Below are 18,720 nucleotides of genomic sequence, written 5' to 3'. Positions count from 1 at the left end.
ATACGCAATAAGCTTTACGTAATCAAAGCAAATGATGTCCTAACTTAGCAAAAAACAGATTTGCTTCAAATTATACTTGTAACTATGCAAGTAAAACTTAGATCAGTATTGATTTAGGTTTTGTACAAATTTAGAAGGATATGGATAACACGATGACATTTAAGCAGGAATTTACAAACCAATGGATCAGAGCAAGATTTTTGATTATGCTCATGCTACCATTTTGGATTGGCTCCTTTATGTTATTGGCCTATTTTGGCTATGTTAACAGCTTTCTTTTTCTGAATCGCCATCATATGGATTCATTGGACAATATTATGCTCCAGATTACTCAGTTTGGTGATGCCACTTTACTTATCCCCATACTTGTATTTATATTTATATGGAAAAAACCGGAACTCATTATCACCATTATCATTGCGTCTATATTTTGCGGGATTATTACCTCTCTATGTAAAACATATCTATTTGCCCACTGGGATAGACCCTTAGCTGTTATAGGCAACCAGAAACTGGTACATACTGTAAATCATTACTTACTGTTTAAACATAGTTTCCCATCTGGTCACACAATTTGCGTTACCACAATATTAACTACAGTAGCCTTATCCAACTACCGATCAAAAATAACAGTCTTTTTGCTCACCCTAATAACTTTATTGGTTTCGTACTCTAGAATATATTTGGGTGCACATTTCTTAGGTGATGTGTTTGTTGGTAGTCTGGTTGGCACGGTAATATCCTTATCCACAATGGCATATTTTTTAAAGCCGGTGTCTTACGGTTTAAAAAAAATTACCCCTGTTAAACTAAATTTTCTGAAAGGATTGATTCTGATTTTGGCTGTGGTTACACTTGCATATAAAATCTTTTATTGGGTATAAAATCGATGCTCCATGAAGCAATGCCAGCCGACTTACTTAGGCAAAAACAGAAAAAAGCTAGAACCAACTCCCTCAATAGATTCAACCTTAATACTACCATTTAATCTTTCAACCTGCGACTTTACAGTTCCCAGTCCTATACCATTCCCTATATTACTGAAACGATCAGAAAGGCCTGAACAGTAACCATGTTCAAAAATACGATGTTGAACATCTAAAGGGATACCGATTCCATTATCACGTACAATAAAATGATATCCTTCAATAGTTTGTTCAAAACTCAACTCAATCTCCGGTTTAACCTTGTCGTTATACCTAACCGCATTACTCAAGAGATTCAATAATATTTGCTCTAAGGCGATCCTGGAAGAACAAATTTCAGCATCTATCGGTAGATCAAGTTCATAATGATCTGGTATGGTTAACATACCTAATATTTCTTCAAGTAAATTAGTTAAGAAAAACCTTTCTTTCTCTTCTCCTACCCCTACTTGCGTTTTTGAATCCTGCAGCAATTGATTTACATAATCTAAAAGCTTCCTGGCCGAGTTTAATGAAATATCTATAAAACGGTAATAATCTACATGCCCTGCCTTTTCTGCTTTACTTCTTAGCGCTTGGGCAGTCAGCATAATATTACCTAATGGATTTTTAATATCATGAGCCACGCGCTCTGCAAATTTTCTAACTAAACCATTAGACACCTCCAATGCCTTATTTAATTCTTCGTATTCAAATACTTTTTTACGCAATTCTATCAACTGCAGGGCCTGCCTGCCAAGAATTTTCAACGCGCTAATCTGGTTGTCATTAAGCTGCTTCTTTTCATTGCCAATTACGCAGATACTACCTAGCGCATATCCTTCGGGATTTACCAATGGAACGCCGGCATAAAAAACTACCTTATGTTCCGTAACCATTGGATTATCAAAAAAACGCGAATCTTTAGTGGCATCGCTAACGATCATAATCTCCTGATCATCCAGAATTGCATGGCTACAAAAAGTATAGTCACGATGATTTTCGGTCAGCTCAGTACCATATCGCGACTTAAACCACTGGCGTTCCTCCCCAATAAATGTAATTAGAGCCACTGGAGTCTGACATATTTCTGCAGCTAACATTGCCAGATCATCATAATCCTGCTCCTGATCACTGTCCATTAGCTTATAAGAAGCTAGAGCAGAGAGTCTGTCAGATTCATTTTTTGGTAACGGAGCAACTTTCATAAGCAAATATACATTGGCAATAAAGATAACATAATCCAGCAAATTGCCCCATTTCCTATCATATTCATCTTTTTTTACTATTGATTAGTATCATTAGTACATTTTATTATCTTGCATTTATGTTGATTACCTGGGCACTCACCTACCGGTATCAGCAAAGGGGATTTTAAGAAGCTACTGATTAACTACTTATGGAGAATATTTTTGGAAGAGACATTATTCCGTCCAATGAAGTTCAGCGTGTTGCTGCTTTAAAACGTTATCATTTAATACATACACCTCCAGAACCGGTCTTAGATCAAATTGTACAACTTGCTGCAAAAACATTCGACACCCCGATGGCTTTAATTTCATTGGTTGATGTAGATCATGTTTTCTTTAAAGCGACCATAGGTGTTCAGGGGTTGAATGGTATGGCAAGAGGGAAAAGCCTTTGTTCTATTGCTATCTTGGATACTGAACCTCTCATTATTCACTATGCTGAAAACAAAAAATGTTTATTAAACAATCCGATCATTGCTGCCGAATTTGGTTTAAAATTTTATGCAAGTGCTCCACTGACAACCCCAGATGGCTTTACTATCGGAGTTTTATGCATAGTTGATACAAAACCCAGAGGGTTTACCACTGAACAGATCAAATCTTTAAAAGACATGGCAGATTTAGTTATGAAGGAAATAGAGAACAGAAATATCTTAGATGCTTTTTAATCCTTAGGAGTTTGGGGTATGGTAAAATAAAAAGTAGAACCGATACCCTCTTCACTTTCGGCCCATAACTGTCCGCCATGCTTTAATACAAAATCATAACAAAGGCTAAGCCCAAGTCCGGTACCTTTTTCGCCAATAGTACCGAATGTAGTGTAATTAGAGTGCTTATTAAAAAGTTCACTTAGTTTATCTCTTGGGATACCTATACCTGTATCCTTAACCGAAAACCTAACCTCATTCTGACCTGCACTTGCTTTAAGAATGATTGTTCCACCCTCATGAGTAAACTTAACAGCGTTTGATAATAAATTTCGAATGATAGTTTCGAGCATCCCTCTATCCACATAAAGCAGGGAATCGCCTTTAACACTTTGGACGATTTCGATATCCTTTTTTACAGCCATGGGTAGCACGGTTTGAATACATTTATGCATCAATGCTGACAAATCTCTAACTTCTACAGGATTAAAACTTAAAGCATTAAACTGTGACTTGGCCCAGGTTAGTAAATCTTCAAGCAAATCATTTGCATTAGATAATTCTGTTTTCATCACAGAGAGATAGGCATGAACATCATCCGCCGAACTAGATTCAAAATCCATTAAAGTTAGATTCAGCAACTGTAAACTACCGGATATAGGATTTCTGAGATCATGTCCAATAATTGAGAAAAGCTTATTTTTCTGTTCATTAGAGGCCGTTAATTCTGTATTTAATGCTCTGAGTGCATTCTCATGAAATCTCCTTGTGGTCACATCTCTCATGCTACCTTCAGTTCCAACTACAGATCCATTTTCTACAATCAGTCGGGCATTTACAGATGCATACCTCAACTCTTCATTCTTTGTTTTTAATCGTACTTCAAAATCGATCACAAAGCCATTAATTTGCAGTTCTTCGATAATTCTTTCCCTGTCTTGAGGATAATAATAAAAATTGGCTACGGGCATACCAATAATTTCATGACGAGGATATCCGGAATGAAGTTCAATTGAAGGACTAATCTCAGTCACAATCCCCTGCTGGTCCGTTTGATAAAATACATCTTGTACATTTTCAAAAATGGTACGGTATTTCTTTTCACTTAGCACCAGATCGTTCTCAATTTCTTTCCTTTTAGTGATGTCTTCTATTTGAGAAACGTAATGCAAAGGGTGCCCTGTAACATCGTAAAGCATGGTTGCTGCAATCACCACCCATACAGGTTGACCGTCTTTGTGAATGTACCGTTTTTCGTACTTCATCTCTTCAATTTTACCCGTAGCAAGGTTTTCTAAAATTGAAATACTACTTTCCATATCTTCAGGATGAGTAATATCCTGTATTGTTAAGAGATTAAGTTCGGCTTCGGTATAGCCCAAAATTTGCGACAGGCTCTTATTCACTTTTTTCCATCTGCCTTCAGGACTTATTAAAGCCATTCCGATTAAGGAATGTTCGAAAGCTTGTTTAAATTGAGCTTCACTTTGATGCAACTCTTCTTCTAACTTTATACGTTTGGTGATATTAAAAGAAATAGCACCCACCATATTTCCTTCCCCATCCTTATCCCGAAAAAGAAATTTATAAGTTTTATAATATTGAGGATGCCCATGACTATCTCTTAAAGTCTGATGAAATTCCTTATTTTCGCCTGTTTGCAGTATAGTTTTATTATTTAATTGAGTAGCATTAGCAATATCTTCACCAAATATCTCTGTGAGGTTTTTACCTAGTGTCTCGGCAGGCAGATGAAAGTTATCAAAAAAACACTTGTTAGCGTACTTTAAAATACCATGATAATCAGTTATCCAGCAGAGCCCCGGCAATTCATCCATAAATAGCTGAAATCGCTTCTCATTCATAGTGATGTTGGCGCTCCCTGTTACGTCTTCGCTGTACATCATCATACCACCTATGTTTCCTGCATCATCTAACCAATGTCTAACCTCCCATTTCAACCAGATTATTGTACCATCGGCACGTTCAAACCGATCTTCATTGCAGGATTGATCTTTTCCATTCAGGCAGGCAGCATGAATATTTTTCCAGCGCATTTCTATTTCCGGAAATACTTCATAATGAGACTTACCTATAAGTTCTATATTTTCAAGATCATAGAAACTCACCCATTTATCAGAAACTGCCAGGTAACACATGTTGGTATCGACAATTGCCATCGGCACAGGAGAAACGGCAATAATACTTTTAAAAGCCGGGGGGAAATCGTTCATATTTGGTTGGGACAATGCCCAAAGTTAAAACTATATATACAACTCTACACAGGTTTCCTCCAATATTATGTTAGCTTTATAAACTTACAAAGAGGAAACACTTTCCTTCCTGCCCATTATCCAATTCATATTTCCAATATATTTTCACAACATCACCTTTTAATAAGGATATGAAAAAAAAAGATTCTGATGAATTGATCATTGCTAATAGAAAGATTGCATTTCAACATCAGGAAAAAGAGAACCGTGCTGCAGAATTAATCATCGCCAACAAAGAACTTGTTTTTCAAAACGAAGAAAAAGAAAGTCGAGCGGCTGAATTAGTGATTGCAAATAAGGAGCTAATTTTCCAAAATGAAGAGAAAGAAAATCGAGCAGCTGAACTGATTATTGCAAATAAAGAGCTTGCCTTTCAGAATGAAGAAAAAGAAAACCGTGCTGCAGAACTCATAATAGCAAATAAAGAGCTTGCCTTTCAGAATAAAGAGAAAGAAAAAAGAGCGGAAGAGTTAATCATCGCAAACAGAGAGCTTAAAAATGCAGAAGATGATATTCGTAAGTTAAATGACGAATTAGAACAAAAAGTAATCGAACGTACAGCTCAATTAGAGTCTGTAAACAAAGAACTAGAATCTTTTTCCTATTCGGTGTCGCACGATTTACGTGCTCCAATCAGGGCCATCAATGGCTATACGAGAATTTTGGTAGAAGATTATTCCGACAAACTTGATTCGGATGGCATAAAAATCCTTCAGTCCATTATTAACAATTCGAAAAAAATGGGTGAACTGATTGATGATCTGCTTGCATTTTCAAAATTGGGAAGAAAACAAGTAACGGTATCAGAGATTAACATGAATGACCTTCTTCACATGGTTCATGACGAATTATCATTTGAGGATTACGAAAACATACCTGAATTCAAAACAGATAACCTTCCAAATGCTATAGGAGATAAATCTCTGATTAAGCAAGTATGGATCAACCTGATTTCCAATGCTGTTAAATATTCAAAACATAAGATAAAAACAAGTATTGAGATTGGTGCTTATAAAAAAGACGATCTGATCGTTTACTATGTAAAAGATGGCGGAGCTGGGTTTGACATGCAATATTATGATAAACTCTTTGGAGTTTTTCAGCGGTTACATTCTCAGGAAGAGTTTGAAGGCACAGGCATTGGGCTGGCCATTGTACAAAAAATAGTGCATCGCCATAACGGCACAGTTTGGGCCGAATCTGAGTTAGACAAAGGGTCTTGCTTTTATTTCAGTCTTCTTAGTGTAAAACAATAAAATCAAAAAAATGAGCTACCATAACGTTGAAATTTTATTTGTGGAAGACAGCGCAGACGATGCTGCGCTTACCATTCGCGCACTTAAAAAAAGTGGCTTCACCAACAAGCTCCACCATGTAATTAATGGAGCCGAAGCGCTGGACTTTATTTATTGCAAAGGAGCGTATGCCACGAGGAATAATAAAGAGTTCCCTAAGTTAATCCTACTGGACTTAAAAATGCCAAAGGTATCTGGTGTACAGGTGCTGGAGAAAATAAAATCAGATCCAAATCTTAACTCCATTCCGGTAGTTATGCTGACTTCATCTAATGAAGGTCCGGATATAGAAAAATGCTTCGCCCTTGGAGCGAACAGTTACATCGTTAAACCTGTTGACAGCGATAATTTTTTTAATGCAGTAAAAGAGATCGGATTATATTGGATGATCTTAAATCAGCCTCCAAATTAACATCAGGAACAAATAATGGCACCGACCCTTAAAATACTTATCCTGGAAGACAATCAAAGTGATGCTGATCTCCTTAACCGTGAATTGAAAAAATCAGGGTTGAGTTTTACGTCAGAAATTGTCCAGACTCGTATAGAATTTGAGAATGCCCTGCAGAACTTCAATCCTGATCTAATATTATCTGATTATTCACTACCTTCTTTCGATGCTGTCGCAGCTTTTCAGATTAAACAAAATAAACATCCCGACACCCCATTTATTATTGTTTCTGGTATAATCGGAGAAGAAAATGCCGTTGAATTAATTAAGGCTGGTGTTACAGACTATGTATCTAAAGGTAAACTATTTACCCTATCTACAAAAATTAACAGGGCACTAAATGATACCCAAGTCAGGAAGGATAAATTAATAATTGATGAAAAACTAAAAGTCATTAACCAGGAACTTTTGGAGCTTAATCAGGAACTGGAAGCTCGAGTACTTCATCGTACAAAAGCACTGGCGGAAAGCGAAAGCCTGTTTCGCAGTATGATGGAGACCATTCCTCAAATCGCCTGGACCAATACAGTAAAAGGCGAAGTAGTGTTTTACAACCAACGATGGTATAATTATACAGGCTTGGATAAAGGTCAGGCTCAATTAATGGGATTTAAGGCCGTAATCCACCCAGACGATCTTAAGATTAGTTTTGACCAGTTCAGAACAATCCTGAAGACAAGTAATGGTGGCGAATTCCAAATCCGTGTAAAACGTATAGACGGTCTTTATATGTGGCATCTGATCCGCTTAATGCCAATTATGGATCAAGAAGGCCAAATGCAACTTTGGGTGGGTACTGCTACAGATATAGAAGAGCTCAGGGTGCTACAGCAGCATAAAGATGATTTCATCATTATTGCAAGCCATGAACTAAAAACGCCAATAACAAGTTTAAAGGCATCTCTACAACTTTTGGATAAAATAAAAGATAATTCTCCTTCACCTCTACATTCCAAACTCATTGTGCAGGCTAACAAAAGCTTAGGTAAAGTTAATGCATTGATTGATGATCTGTTAAATTCAAGTATGGCTAACCAAGGTCAACTACATATCCATCAACAAAATTTCATCCTATCCGACGCCATTAATGAATGTTGCAATGATATACGCGAAGAAGGTATCTATACGATCAAAATCGAAGGAAATCTGCACATTGAGGTATACGCAGATCTCATTCGAATTGGGCAAATAGTTAGCAATTTCATTACCAATGCGATAAAATATGCGCCTGAGTCAAAAGAAATAAAAATCTTCATCGAAACGATAAAAGATGTGGTTAAGGTATCGGTTATTGACAATGGCCCTGGTATACAGCCAGAAAAACTAGGCTATGTTTTCGATCGATATTACCGTGCTGAAAATCCTGGAACTCAATATAAGGGGTTAGGTCTTGGGCTTTACATTTGCGCAGAAATCATCAAAAAACATAATGGACTAATAGGTGTAGAAAGCGAATTAGACAAAGGCAGTACTTTTTGGTTTACACTACCTATTTAATTAACTTCTTTAAATGGCTTCCATTGCCTGACTATACTCAGCCCTACGTGCTGCACTATTACAGGAAGCTCTGTAAGCCAGCATTTTTTGCGCAGCTGCAATATTCTGATCCTCCCCTTTCCAAATATCAAGTGCAGGTTGCTGTATAGCTCTTGAAAAAGAGAATGTTAAGGGCCAGGGCATCACTTGTCCAAACCGCAAATGCATCATATTTAAACGTTCTGAAGCCAATTCATAGGATTGGCCACCAGATAAAAAGGCAACGCCGCCTACAGCTGCCGGAATCACTTTTAAGAAACAAGAAATTGTGGCTTCGGCAATATCTTCTGCCTTTTGTTGTACATTACAATTCAGACCAGGAACAACCATATTAGGTTTCAAAATCATTCCTTCCAAACAAACGCGCTGTTCATACAATTCATTAAAAACTTCCTTTAAAACATCTTGAGTTACCTCTGCACATCGTTCAAGGGTATGATTCCCGTCCATCAATACTTCAGGTTCAACAATGGGCACTAAACCTGTCTCCTGACACAGTGTAGCATACCGTGCAAGCGTTAGGGCATTAGCTTTGATGCAAGCCTTAGTAGGTATACCTTCATCTATTTTAATGACTGCACGCCATTTCGCAAACCGAATACCTAAGGCATAGTACGATTCCAAACGCTGACGCAAGCCATCCAACCCTTCGGTAATTTTCTCATCCGGAAAAGCAGCCAAGGGTACTGCCCCCTGATCAACTTTTATTCCGGCAATGATTCCTTTATGCTCCAACAGGCTTAAAAATGACACCCCATCTTCGGTTTTTTGATAGACAGTTTCGTCAAAAAGAATAGCACCACTTATACTTTCTTCCAATTGAGGAGTGGTTACAATCAATTGCCGATACTTTCTTCTATACTCTTCAGTTTGGGGAATTCCAAGTGCTTCAAATCTTTTGTTACAGGTACCCAAACTTTCATCCATAGCCAATAATCCTTTATCATCAGCCATTAACCTTTGAGCAGTATTTTTAAGTCCATGTATGTCCATTGCGTTTATCAAAAATGTATTTAATTGATAACAATCATGGAACACGATAGTTTGACTTAATCAGATTCTTTATTCCTGAATCACCATTTTGCTTTTATCAGCATTAAATTTAGGTTCCTCTTCATTTTGTATAGTTGCGTGCTCCATTTTTAGAAACTCATTTCTTGCTATGGTTGCTGTTTTATGATCGCCGGTGTGGCTCCATCCGGGTGGCATAAAAATGTATAGAAATTTATTTTTAAGACCTGGCGCTTTGTAAACATCCTTTAACAAACAAGCAAACTCACCAAAATAACTATCTAAAAAACTGTTAGGCTTCATTTCTCTGGTAATACCATATTCGATAGAAAGATTCTCTTTCTCTGGCTGGTAAGTTCCAAAAACACGATCCCAGATATTTAACAGGTTACAAAAATTTGTATCCATATACAATGGATTTTTAGCGTGATGCACCCTATGATGTGACGGCGTTAGAATGTATTTATACAGGAAGCCTAATTTACCATCCTTCATCAACTGTTCCCCAATGTGTATAAAGCCCCCGTAAAAACCATCAACAAACATGATTACAAATAGCATTGGCGGGTTAACACCCAATAGAATACAAACCGTAGTTCTGATAACATCTGCATATGGTCCTTCTAAAAAAAAGTGGGCATAGGATACCGAAAGGTTCATAGCCTGTGGCGCATGGTGAGTAGAGTGCAGGCACCAAAACAAGCGAACCTTATGCCCAAGATAATGATAGATAAAGTGTCCAAATTCCCACACTATATAACCATAAATAAACCAATACCAAGTAAAAGTGGTTTTAAAAATGGCATATTTTTCAAAAAGGCCTATACAAAATACTATGGCTGCTATGGAAATAAATCGTCCGATAAAAGCATTCAAAACATAAGAAAAGAAGGATATCTTATAATCGATAGCTTTGAACTTCCTTAATACCAAAGCCATTAACACCTCTAACACTAAAACTATCGGAAAAAGCGGACCTATAATAGAGATAAATCCATCATAAGTTAAAAATGAACTATAATCGCCAGAATTAATGATCTTGATAAAATTCCCAATACCAAAGAAACCAATAATCCAATCATAAATCGCTTGAAAAAAATCTACCATAATACTTAATATTTTATTTTACTAATTAGTTAGAATTATTCATTGAAGGTAAACCTGCAATACCCCACTGTTTATTTGGCTTAGCTCCTAGCCAAATCTGTAACTCGCCTCCTTTAACAAAGTCGGCATGCCTAAACCAAAACCGATTTAAAGGTTTTCCATTTAAAGTTACCTTTTGTATGTAACAATTTTTAACAGAATTGTTATGGGTTTTAATCACGAATTGTTTTCCCTTGTAATACTTAGGATCAAGCTTTATAGTTACTTCATCGAAAATAGGGCTTGTAATATCATAAACTGGATCTTTAGTTACATTACCTTGTAAATTAAACAAACCTATCCCCATCAAAGCGCTTAAAGCTCCCATTTGTCCCTGATCTTCATCTTGCCCACCATACCCCAGGTCAGGACTAACTCCTCCGTAAGATTGTTCTTTTACTATTCGTACCCAGCGCTGTGTTAACCATGGTTTTCCGGCATAGTTAAAAACATGGGCATCTGATAATCCGGGTTGATTGCCATAACTAATGTATCCTTGACCATACTCTGCTACAAAATCACTCTCCAATGCTTTTTCAAATGCATAATTAAGTTTATCACATAGCATATTATTTCCTCCCATAAGTTTTGCTAGCCCGCCAATGTCATGAGAAATACCCCATGTAGCCTGCCAGGAGTTAGCTTCTATCCAGCCAGCCGGGCTTAATGGATCGGTTGTCATGAATTTACCATCCTTATCTTTTGGGAATAGCAATTTTTGTTTTGGGTCAAAGAGTTTCTTCCAACCTTCAGAGCGCTTCATAAAGAATTTGTAATCTTCCTTTCTGTTAAGCTTGTCTGCCATCTGTGCAATAGCATAATCCTGAAAAACAGCTTCAACAGTTACTCCTGCACTGTTGGGAAAATATCCGTTTTTAGTGTAAAATTCAATATTTTCTTTAGTATCAAGAACACCGCCTGGTAAATGGTTCCTTCGTATAATATCAAATGCATGAGCAGGATCTGTTTTTGTTAATAAACCTTTCATATAGGTTCCAACTATGAGATTTGTAACAGGAGAGCTCGTCATAATAAAAGTATCACCTCCACCTACCGGACCTCGTGGCAATAAGTCGCCATCATCGGCAAACTGAAGCATTGCTGCCGACATATCATCTTGTACTTCCGGCCATCCTAGCCCCCATAACACATTAAGATTCCATTGGGTAAGCCACCATGCATCTGTATTGTACATATCGTGTTTAAGCACACCATTAGCCGTCTTTGGCACGGTCTTAATTCTAAAAGCAGTATCACTCAATACTGGTTCTCCTTTTTTATTTGTACGGTCGGGATAATCTCCGGAAACATCTGTTATTTTATGGCGTCCCAAAAGCACATGCCACAAATCAGTATAAAACTTTCTCTGCTGATCTGTACTTCCGCCTTTCACATCAATTTTACCAAGCCACTCATTCCATACATTTTTAGACTCATTTCTTACAAAATTAAAGTCCCAACCGGCACATTCTGTTTTTAAATTATTACGAGCATTTTCGAGACTGGTATATGAAATTGCAATCTTCATCTGTATCTGATCTCCTGCTAAAACATCATATTGCGGTGCAACACCTACGTTATCTCCACTTAATTTACTAATGCTTTCAAAACGCTTTTGGCCTTTCCAACCTGCAAGCGATTTAAATTGTTTATCAAACTGAACAACAAAAAATACTCTTACATCTTTAGGCCCACCCCACAAGCGGCCAACTGAACTAAAGGAACCCTCATACGAACTACCTGAAACCTGATCTACATTGGCGTTTACCATAGTTGTACCCCCAATAAGTCCTCCCAAATTGGTAATTACCTGAGCTTTCATATCCTGAGTATAAGTAAAACGATAAAAGCTTACCCTATCAGTAGAAGTTAGTTCTGTCCATATTTTATGATCTCGTAGAAAAACACGCTGGTATCCAGGTTGCACAATTTCGTCGTCATGACTATATTCAGATTTCCAGGCTGCTTCACCTTTTACCGGATCTACACTTGCCGCAGTTGGCATAATTTCCAATCCTGATAAACTCCAGTCATGGATTTGCCCAAAACCAAGTATCTGATTTTCATTGTAATTATATCCACCTCCCCATTGGTTTTTATTTCTGGTATGCGGTGCAGCACTCATCATTCCAAAAGGTCTACACCCTGTTATAAAATAAAAATATCGTCCTCTGTTTGTTTCAATATAAGGATCGACAAGTGAGGTATAGTCGGGGTTATTTTCAGGTGATCTGAACACTTCAATTTCAGAGAGGCCAAGATTATTACCATCTCCATCCGTAACCACAAAACGCACCCACTTAATTTTTTTAGTTTTAAAAGTAACTGCCTTGGCAGTACCGTTATTTGGGATAGAATTAACCCATTCAACAGATCCATCACTGAATATCAGTTTCCCACTGCCTGTAAATTCCTTCAAATCTGGTCTATCGTATAGAACAATTCGATCAACCATCACATTATCTGTCCAGTCAAGCTGTATCCAAGGATATCTTACATATCCCCAAAAGGCTGTACTTCCCATACATGCCCATTCACCTTTGCCATTTACGCCAATAATACCATCTGTCACATTTTGAGCTGAAAAATCAGCACTGTAGGTAGTCGAAACGGACACTTTTGCCTTAGGGGCAATATTATCCCCTCCTGCATTGGCCTTTATGTATCCTAACAATAATATAAGTAAGAATTTATACTTCATTGGTTTTGGTTTAATTTGGTTAGCTAAAGGAAACCAATTAAACCTCCTTTAGTTTGTATATACATATATACCAATACTTTTTATAAATTCCTTATAAAAAGTAAAAAAAACCTGTAAAATAGCTATTACAACTTAAAAATAGCGAATAAACCCACCCTATATGTTAATACATTAAAAAGTATCTTTTAATCTTTGAATGATAAGTTCAGCAACTTTTTTGCCTTGCTCAGCTCCTGCCTCTACACCGGATCGGTAATGAATTCCACCATATATCCTGCTAATGGATGCTTCGGCTGCCGCCTCCTGAAATGAATTAAAATGACGTTGCATCCCGATATACTTAAGATCACTTGTATCTAGAAATGAGAAATTATCACCATAAATATGAGCTAACACTGCAGATGCTGATGCGGTAATCGCACTATGTCCACTGGTATATTCCGGGAATGGCGGGGTTTGCAAAAACGGATAGAAATCTTTATCTATCCACTCATTGATTACTGTAACTGGCCTAACAACATTGCTTCTATATTTCTCATCCCAACAAGCAATAAAACCATCATACAAAGCTATCGCTGTCATTGTGTAGCTTTTTGCAATTTTTACCGGACTAGATTTCGTTTGCCTTGCAGCAATGGCTGCGATACCCATCCAATGACCACCCGGAGTTATCTTTTTAGTACCAAACATCAAATGTCCTGAATGCTCAATTACAAAAGGATTATCATCCCAATACCGCGCAATTGTTTTTTGCTCTTCAGTTAAACTCTTACCTACAGTATAAACCTCTTTAACTTGCTTATAAAACACACTATTAGTATCCTTACTAAACTCAGGAGGTCGCGGAGGCATAAATTGCGAAGCAGAATCCAGCACCATTGGTTTCATTGTATTCCAACACCACTCCACTCCATCTAAATAATCCGGCGGCGTTGGCCTCCATTTTCCTGGGGCGTTACTTCCCAAATGTTTAGGCTTCCCTCTGGATTGTAAGTACCCATCTACCATAGCTCTTTTCAGTATTGCCTTAGCAACTGTATCACCAAAAGCTAAGGAACGCTGATAAGTTGAATCATCTAAATTCTCTTTAAAATTAGTATAAACAGAATCTTCATGAGCTTTCAACGAGTCAATAGAAAAAACTTTAATGTTGCGAACTACTGTAAAAAAAGCTTTTGTGGCAGCAAGCGTATAATTGTATTTTTTATCTTTTTCCGGCTGAGGCATCTTACCAAAACCATGCAATTTTTCAGCAATGGAGCTGCTTCCTTTTTCATCAAACCTTACAGCTTCATAAGATGCTAAAGATGAATACACATAAATCCTGGTAGCTACCGGGGGAGTAAATACATCGTAAATAATAATCTGTGTAAGTAGATCCTGGTTTTGATGCAATACTTCAGCATCTGATAATTTCACCTCGCCTTTTTTACCACAACCACTAATCAAAATAAAAAAACACAATAATAACCAGATTGGTTCCAGACTTTTTTTCATATCTAACTTCTATTACTTTAATAAACTATTTTCCTTGTTTTCCCCTTGCTATCGGAAATAACAACGGATGCAACATTCTTATCAGCACTAAGAAACCTTGCTGATTGAGAAAGAAATGAAAAGCCATAAGGGAATTCTTGCTTCTGCTTTTTACCATTTTTAAATAAAAGTTCGGCACTTACTTCGTTTGGTTGCAGGGCGATGTTATTCTTATCTTTTTTAAGCTCAAATACCTTTAATGGCCCACGATTTTGACCTGCTGCCAATAAGTATTTACCACTTCCACTTCTCAACTTAACTAGTGCTTTCCCATTACCTGGAATAAAAATACCGCTCCCAAGAATCGTTTGAGGAACAAAACCACCTTTCCCATCTCCTTTCAACATCAACCCATTCAAAGCATCATAACGACCAACCGTCACCTCTGTTCCATAATCATTTGTATTAATAACTAAATCCAGATTTCCATCTCCATCAAAATCATCTACAGTCATTCCGTTCAAAGCTGATAATTGTGCCTGAAAAGGCAAGGGTATCATAGTAAATTTACCCCCACCATCGTTCCTGATGTAAGAAGATTTTAAATTATTTGATTTTAATATCAATGCATCTTTTAATTGCTCTTTACTAAGCACCTGATCCATAGTAGCTGTTGCAAATGATTTGTAATTCTGAAATTTTGAACGCATACCGATCATCTGTTTTACAACATCATCCCTCGTTTGGGCCGGATATTCCTTTTTCGTAGGATTACCTTGGCTTTCTGGAAGATACAAAGAAGGAAAAGCATCAAAGCTGTCATTATTATCAAAGTTTTTGGCATAAATTGATACAGGATATTGATCAGTCGCTTTAAAAAAAGAATTCTGACCAAGATTGCCAACTACATAATCAATATCTCCATCGTTATCAAAATCCCCCGCGGCAATACTGTTCCACCACCCAATTTGACTTGACAAGCCCGTTTTTTCGCTAACGTTTTTGAAAACACCTTTTTCATTTTTTAAAAATGTCATTGACATCCATTCTCCGGTAAGCACAAGATCCTGCCATCCATCATTATCAAAATCAGTAAACAAGGCATCGCATACCAAGCCAATATTATTTAAATCTTTTGCAACCACTGTACTTACATCAGTAAATTTCACATTACCACCCTTAGAATCATTGCGATAAATGTAACTGGATACCGGTTTTGGATAACTCCAGGGCTCTATCCTTCCTGCAATAAAAAGATCTAAATCTCCGTCTTTATCATAATCAATTACTCTAACGCATGATTTACTAGTGAAATTTTGAGAAAGTGCATAAGCATCAATTGTGAAATTACCTTTTCCATCATTGATGAAAAACTGATCCTGATACGCAGCTGTATTTGGTTTACTTTCATAACCACCGCGAGACAAGTAAAGATCCAGATCTCCATCACCATCTGCATCAAACAAAATAGCTCCCATATCCTGAAAGTGAACATTCATTACTTCAACCGGCTCTACAATTGTTTTTTGCAGGAAAGAACCATCTTTCTGTTGTGTTAAACATACTGCCCCAACAGAAGAATTACCGCCAACAATCATATCATCCAAACCATCGCCATTCACATCTCCGGCCGCCAATGATGGCCCGTATTCTGAAAATTTGTGGGGCAATAACTTTTGAATATTAAAATCAATATAGTCGGCTTGCGTATGCACATATTGTATACCTACCGACTTAGTGATCTCCTTAAACAAGGTGTTCTGTGCTAATACAGGAGTTTGCCAATTGTACTTTTCTTTTGCATTTTTCTTATCAATTTTTACGGTTTGATCTGATGCTACATTTTTCATCAACTGCTTGGTTCCATCCGGCCATTTAACAATCAAAGAATCTACCGAAGTAACAGTTCCAAGCCCGAAATGAGGATTTAAAGGTATAGTGGATAGATAGCCCCTATAAGGAGTTTGCTCATACGCTTGCTGCTGTCCTGCATAATATATTTCAACCCAGGCACCAAGTCCATTTAAGTTTAAGGAATCACCTTTTAATTGCACAGATAGATAATGCACATTTTCCGGCTTTGAATTCAGCTTGGTATTTTCATAAACTGACGCCTCATCATTAATGTTATTAATCACCATATCCAAATCACCATCATTATCAAGATCTACAGAAACACCTCCGTTTGAGAATGATATTTCTGTTAAACCCCAGTCATTAGATACATCACTAAAACTGCAATTACCATTGTTACGAAAAGCGTAATTATGCAATTTAACCTCTGGTATTTGCGCTAATGTATTGGCTTGAGTAGTAACTGGTGAGGCTTCACGCCGAAAAGCAATAAAATCACGATCTGTTACGTCTTTAGGGAAACCATTAGTAACCACCAAATCCCTCAGTCCATCATTGTCGAAATCAGAAACTATGGGAGTCCAGCTCCAGTCTGTTTCTGAAATACCTGAAAAGTAACCCACATCACTAAAAATTGGATCTCCAATGGAATCATTCAAATTTACCCTTGGTCCTTGATTAATTTGTAATGAATTACGAACGTACTGGTATTGATATTTAAAAAAATCATTAAGCTGAAATGTTTGATAGCTGTTTGAAGCTGACATCATCTTTTTGCGATAATTATCTTCAGGACTCATATCCAATTCTATAACATCCGACAGTCCATCGTTATTAATGTCTATCACATCCTGCCCCATTCCATTTGCAGAAGTATGTTTAAAATAAGATGTGGCTTTATCAGTAAAAGTACCATCATGATTATTTATATACAAAAGGTCATTTGAAATAAAATCATTAGTAACAAAAATATCCTTCCAACCGTCTTTATTGAAGTCTGCAATATTTACTCCATGCCCATAGCCTTCTATAGTAAGTCCAGCAAGTTTAGTAACATTTGTAAATACCGGATGCTTCAAGGAATTGTTCATGTCATTTCTATAAAGCCTTCCTGTGCTCGGCGATGAACCATCTACTATTTTGGGTCTAAAAACAGCCGGGTTTATATTTGAAGTTATTTCATTAACCACCAGATACATATCCAGATCACCATCATTATCGTAATCAAAAAAAGCAGCCATTGTTGAATGAGAGGTATCATCCAATCCATACTCCGCAGCCTTTTCTTTAAAGACAGGCAATCCATCTTTATCTAAACCTTGATTAACGTAAAGAAGATTTTTCCTTTTTTCAGGATTGCTATCCATGGAAGCACAAACGTACATATCCATCCATCCATCGTTATTAATATCAACAACGGCCACCCCCCTGCACCATTTACCATTTCCAGTTACCCCTGCACTTTCTGTTATATCCTTAAATTGTAATCCGCCTTTGTTCAGATACAATTTATTAGACACCATACTTCCCGTAAAATAGAGATCCTGCAAACCATCATTATTAAAATCACCTATCCCAACACCACCACCATTATAAATGTTAGTTACATCTATTGGATTGATAGAGTCCGTTTCAACTATTTTATTATTAAAAGTAATACCTGAATGTTCCGATGTTATTTGTTTAAACAACTTGGGATTCTGCTTGCAGGAGAACTGAAATAGGGAAACAACACCAACAAGAATCCTAAAACCAATAGATTTCATTAAAATAAGTTTAAAAGAAAAAACAAAAACTAATAATTAATACAATGTTAGTACATAATAAAGTAAAAACACCAAAAACCATCATGAACTGTATCAAATATATGACAATAATTATAATATCATAAACAAAGAAACTTAAAAATATTTACCCTAAAATGCCTTATTAAATACTATCTCTCTTTTATTAATATCTATCCACACAAGAACAATATCGCAATTTAATCATACAAAAGATTAAAAATCAAAACAAAATACGGAAAAAAAGCAAATAGAACTTACAAAATCAAACATTAAAATATTCTCTTCAAAAATTGACTTGATTGATTCATTTGTAAAAAAATAAAAAATAAAAATCTTTGAATTATAATTTTTCTGTTATATTCGATTTATGTTTATATGTATGTACATA

Annotated in this window: 12 protein-coding genes; 5 read left to right on the top strand and 7 right to left on the bottom strand. The window is 36.7% G+C overall.

The genetic code is table 11. The features are described from left to right. Nucleotides 1-140 precede the first annotated feature (140 nt). Complete coding sequence (locus HQN83_RS12685; RefSeq protein ID WP_173090721.1) at nucleotides 141-884, top strand: phosphatase PAP2 family protein; 744 nt, start codon at nucleotides 141-143, stop codon at nucleotides 882-884. A 32-nt stretch (nucleotides 885-916) separates the two neighbouring features. On the opposite strand, the gene HQN83_RS12680 is transcribed toward HQN83_RS12685, so the two are convergent. Beyond that, complete coding sequence (locus HQN83_RS12680) at nucleotides 917-2,113, bottom strand: GAF domain-containing sensor histidine kinase (protein WP_173090720.1); 1,197 nt, start codon at nucleotides 2,111-2,113, stop codon at nucleotides 917-919. Between the two features lie 191 nt (nucleotides 2,114-2,304). Between HQN83_RS12680 and HQN83_RS12675 the strand changes: the two genes are divergently transcribed. Beyond that, a complete protein-coding gene (locus HQN83_RS12675) occupies nucleotides 2,305-2,823 on the top strand; it encodes a GAF domain-containing protein (RefSeq protein ID WP_173090719.1) in 519 nt (172 codons plus the stop codon). Here HQN83_RS12675 and HQN83_RS12670 read toward each other — a convergent pair. Then, nucleotides 2,820-5,036, bottom strand: coding sequence for a PAS domain-containing sensor histidine kinase (locus HQN83_RS12670; RefSeq protein WP_173090718.1), 2,217 nt, complete (start codon nucleotides 5,034-5,036; stop codon nucleotides 2,820-2,822). The genes HQN83_RS12675 and HQN83_RS12670 overlap by 4 nt on opposite strands. A gap of 170 nt (nucleotides 5,037-5,206) precedes the next feature. Between HQN83_RS12670 and HQN83_RS12665 the strand changes: the two genes are divergently transcribed. From HQN83_RS12665 to HQN83_RS12655, 3 genes are read left to right on the top strand one after another with little or no spacing between them, the layout of a single operon-like run. Further along, nucleotides 5,207-6,331: a sensor histidine kinase gene (locus tag HQN83_RS12665; protein ID WP_173090717.1), complete on the top strand. Its 1,125-nt coding sequence runs from the start codon at nucleotides 5,207-5,209 to the stop codon at nucleotides 6,329-6,331. A 10-nt stretch (nucleotides 6,332-6,341) separates the two neighbouring features. After that, nucleotides 6,342-6,782 (top strand): response regulator, encoded by a 441-nt coding sequence (locus tag HQN83_RS12660; RefSeq protein WP_173090716.1) that lies wholly within the window; start codon nucleotides 6,342-6,344, stop codon nucleotides 6,780-6,782. 15 nt (nucleotides 6,783-6,797) lie between these two features. Continuing rightward, complete coding sequence (locus HQN83_RS12655) at nucleotides 6,798-8,318, top strand: sensor histidine kinase (protein ID WP_173090715.1); 1,521 nt, start codon at nucleotides 6,798-6,800, stop codon at nucleotides 8,316-8,318. Nucleotides 8,319-8,327: 9 nt separating this feature from the next. Here the strand turns inward: HQN83_RS12655 and HQN83_RS12650 are convergent, their stop codons facing one another. The 5 genes from HQN83_RS12650 to HQN83_RS12630 all read right to left on the bottom strand — a co-directional run bounded on the left by HQN83_RS12650 (nucleotide 8,328) and on the right by HQN83_RS12630 (nucleotide 18,311). Further along, complete coding sequence (locus HQN83_RS12650; RefSeq protein ID WP_173090714.1) at nucleotides 8,328-9,350, bottom strand: class I fructose-bisphosphate aldolase; 1,023 nt, start codon at nucleotides 9,348-9,350, stop codon at nucleotides 8,328-8,330. 69 nt (nucleotides 9,351-9,419) lie between these two features. Further along, nucleotides 9,420-10,475 carry a sterol desaturase family protein gene (locus HQN83_RS12645; protein WP_173090713.1) on the bottom strand — a complete coding sequence of 352 codons (1,056 nt, stop codon included), beginning with the start codon at nucleotides 10,473-10,475 and terminating at the stop codon, nucleotides 9,420-9,422. A gap of 25 nt (nucleotides 10,476-10,500) precedes the next feature. Beyond that, nucleotides 10,501-13,215: a GH92 family glycosyl hydrolase gene (locus HQN83_RS12640; RefSeq protein ID WP_173090712.1), complete on the bottom strand. Its 2,715-nt coding sequence runs from the start codon at nucleotides 13,213-13,215 to the stop codon at nucleotides 10,501-10,503. 171 nt (nucleotides 13,216-13,386) lie between these two features. After that, a complete protein-coding gene (locus HQN83_RS12635; protein WP_173090711.1) occupies nucleotides 13,387-14,712 on the bottom strand; it encodes a vanadium-dependent haloperoxidase in 1,326 nt (441 codons plus the stop codon). Nucleotides 14,713-14,729: 17 nt separating this feature from the next. Then, the gene (locus HQN83_RS12630; protein ID WP_173090710.1) at nucleotides 14,730-18,311 is read right to left on the bottom strand and encodes an FG-GAP-like repeat-containing protein; all 3,582 of its coding nucleotides are present in this window, start codon (nucleotides 18,309-18,311) and stop codon (nucleotides 14,730-14,732) included. Nucleotides 18,312-18,720: the final 409 nt, after the last annotated feature.

The sequence above is a fragment of the Pedobacter foliorum genome (assembly GCF_013266735.1).
In the GTDB taxonomy this organism is placed as follows: domain Bacteria; phylum Bacteroidota; class Bacteroidia; order Sphingobacteriales; family Sphingobacteriaceae; genus Pedobacter; species Pedobacter foliorum.
This window is presented reverse-complemented; position numbering and strand designations above follow the sequence as displayed.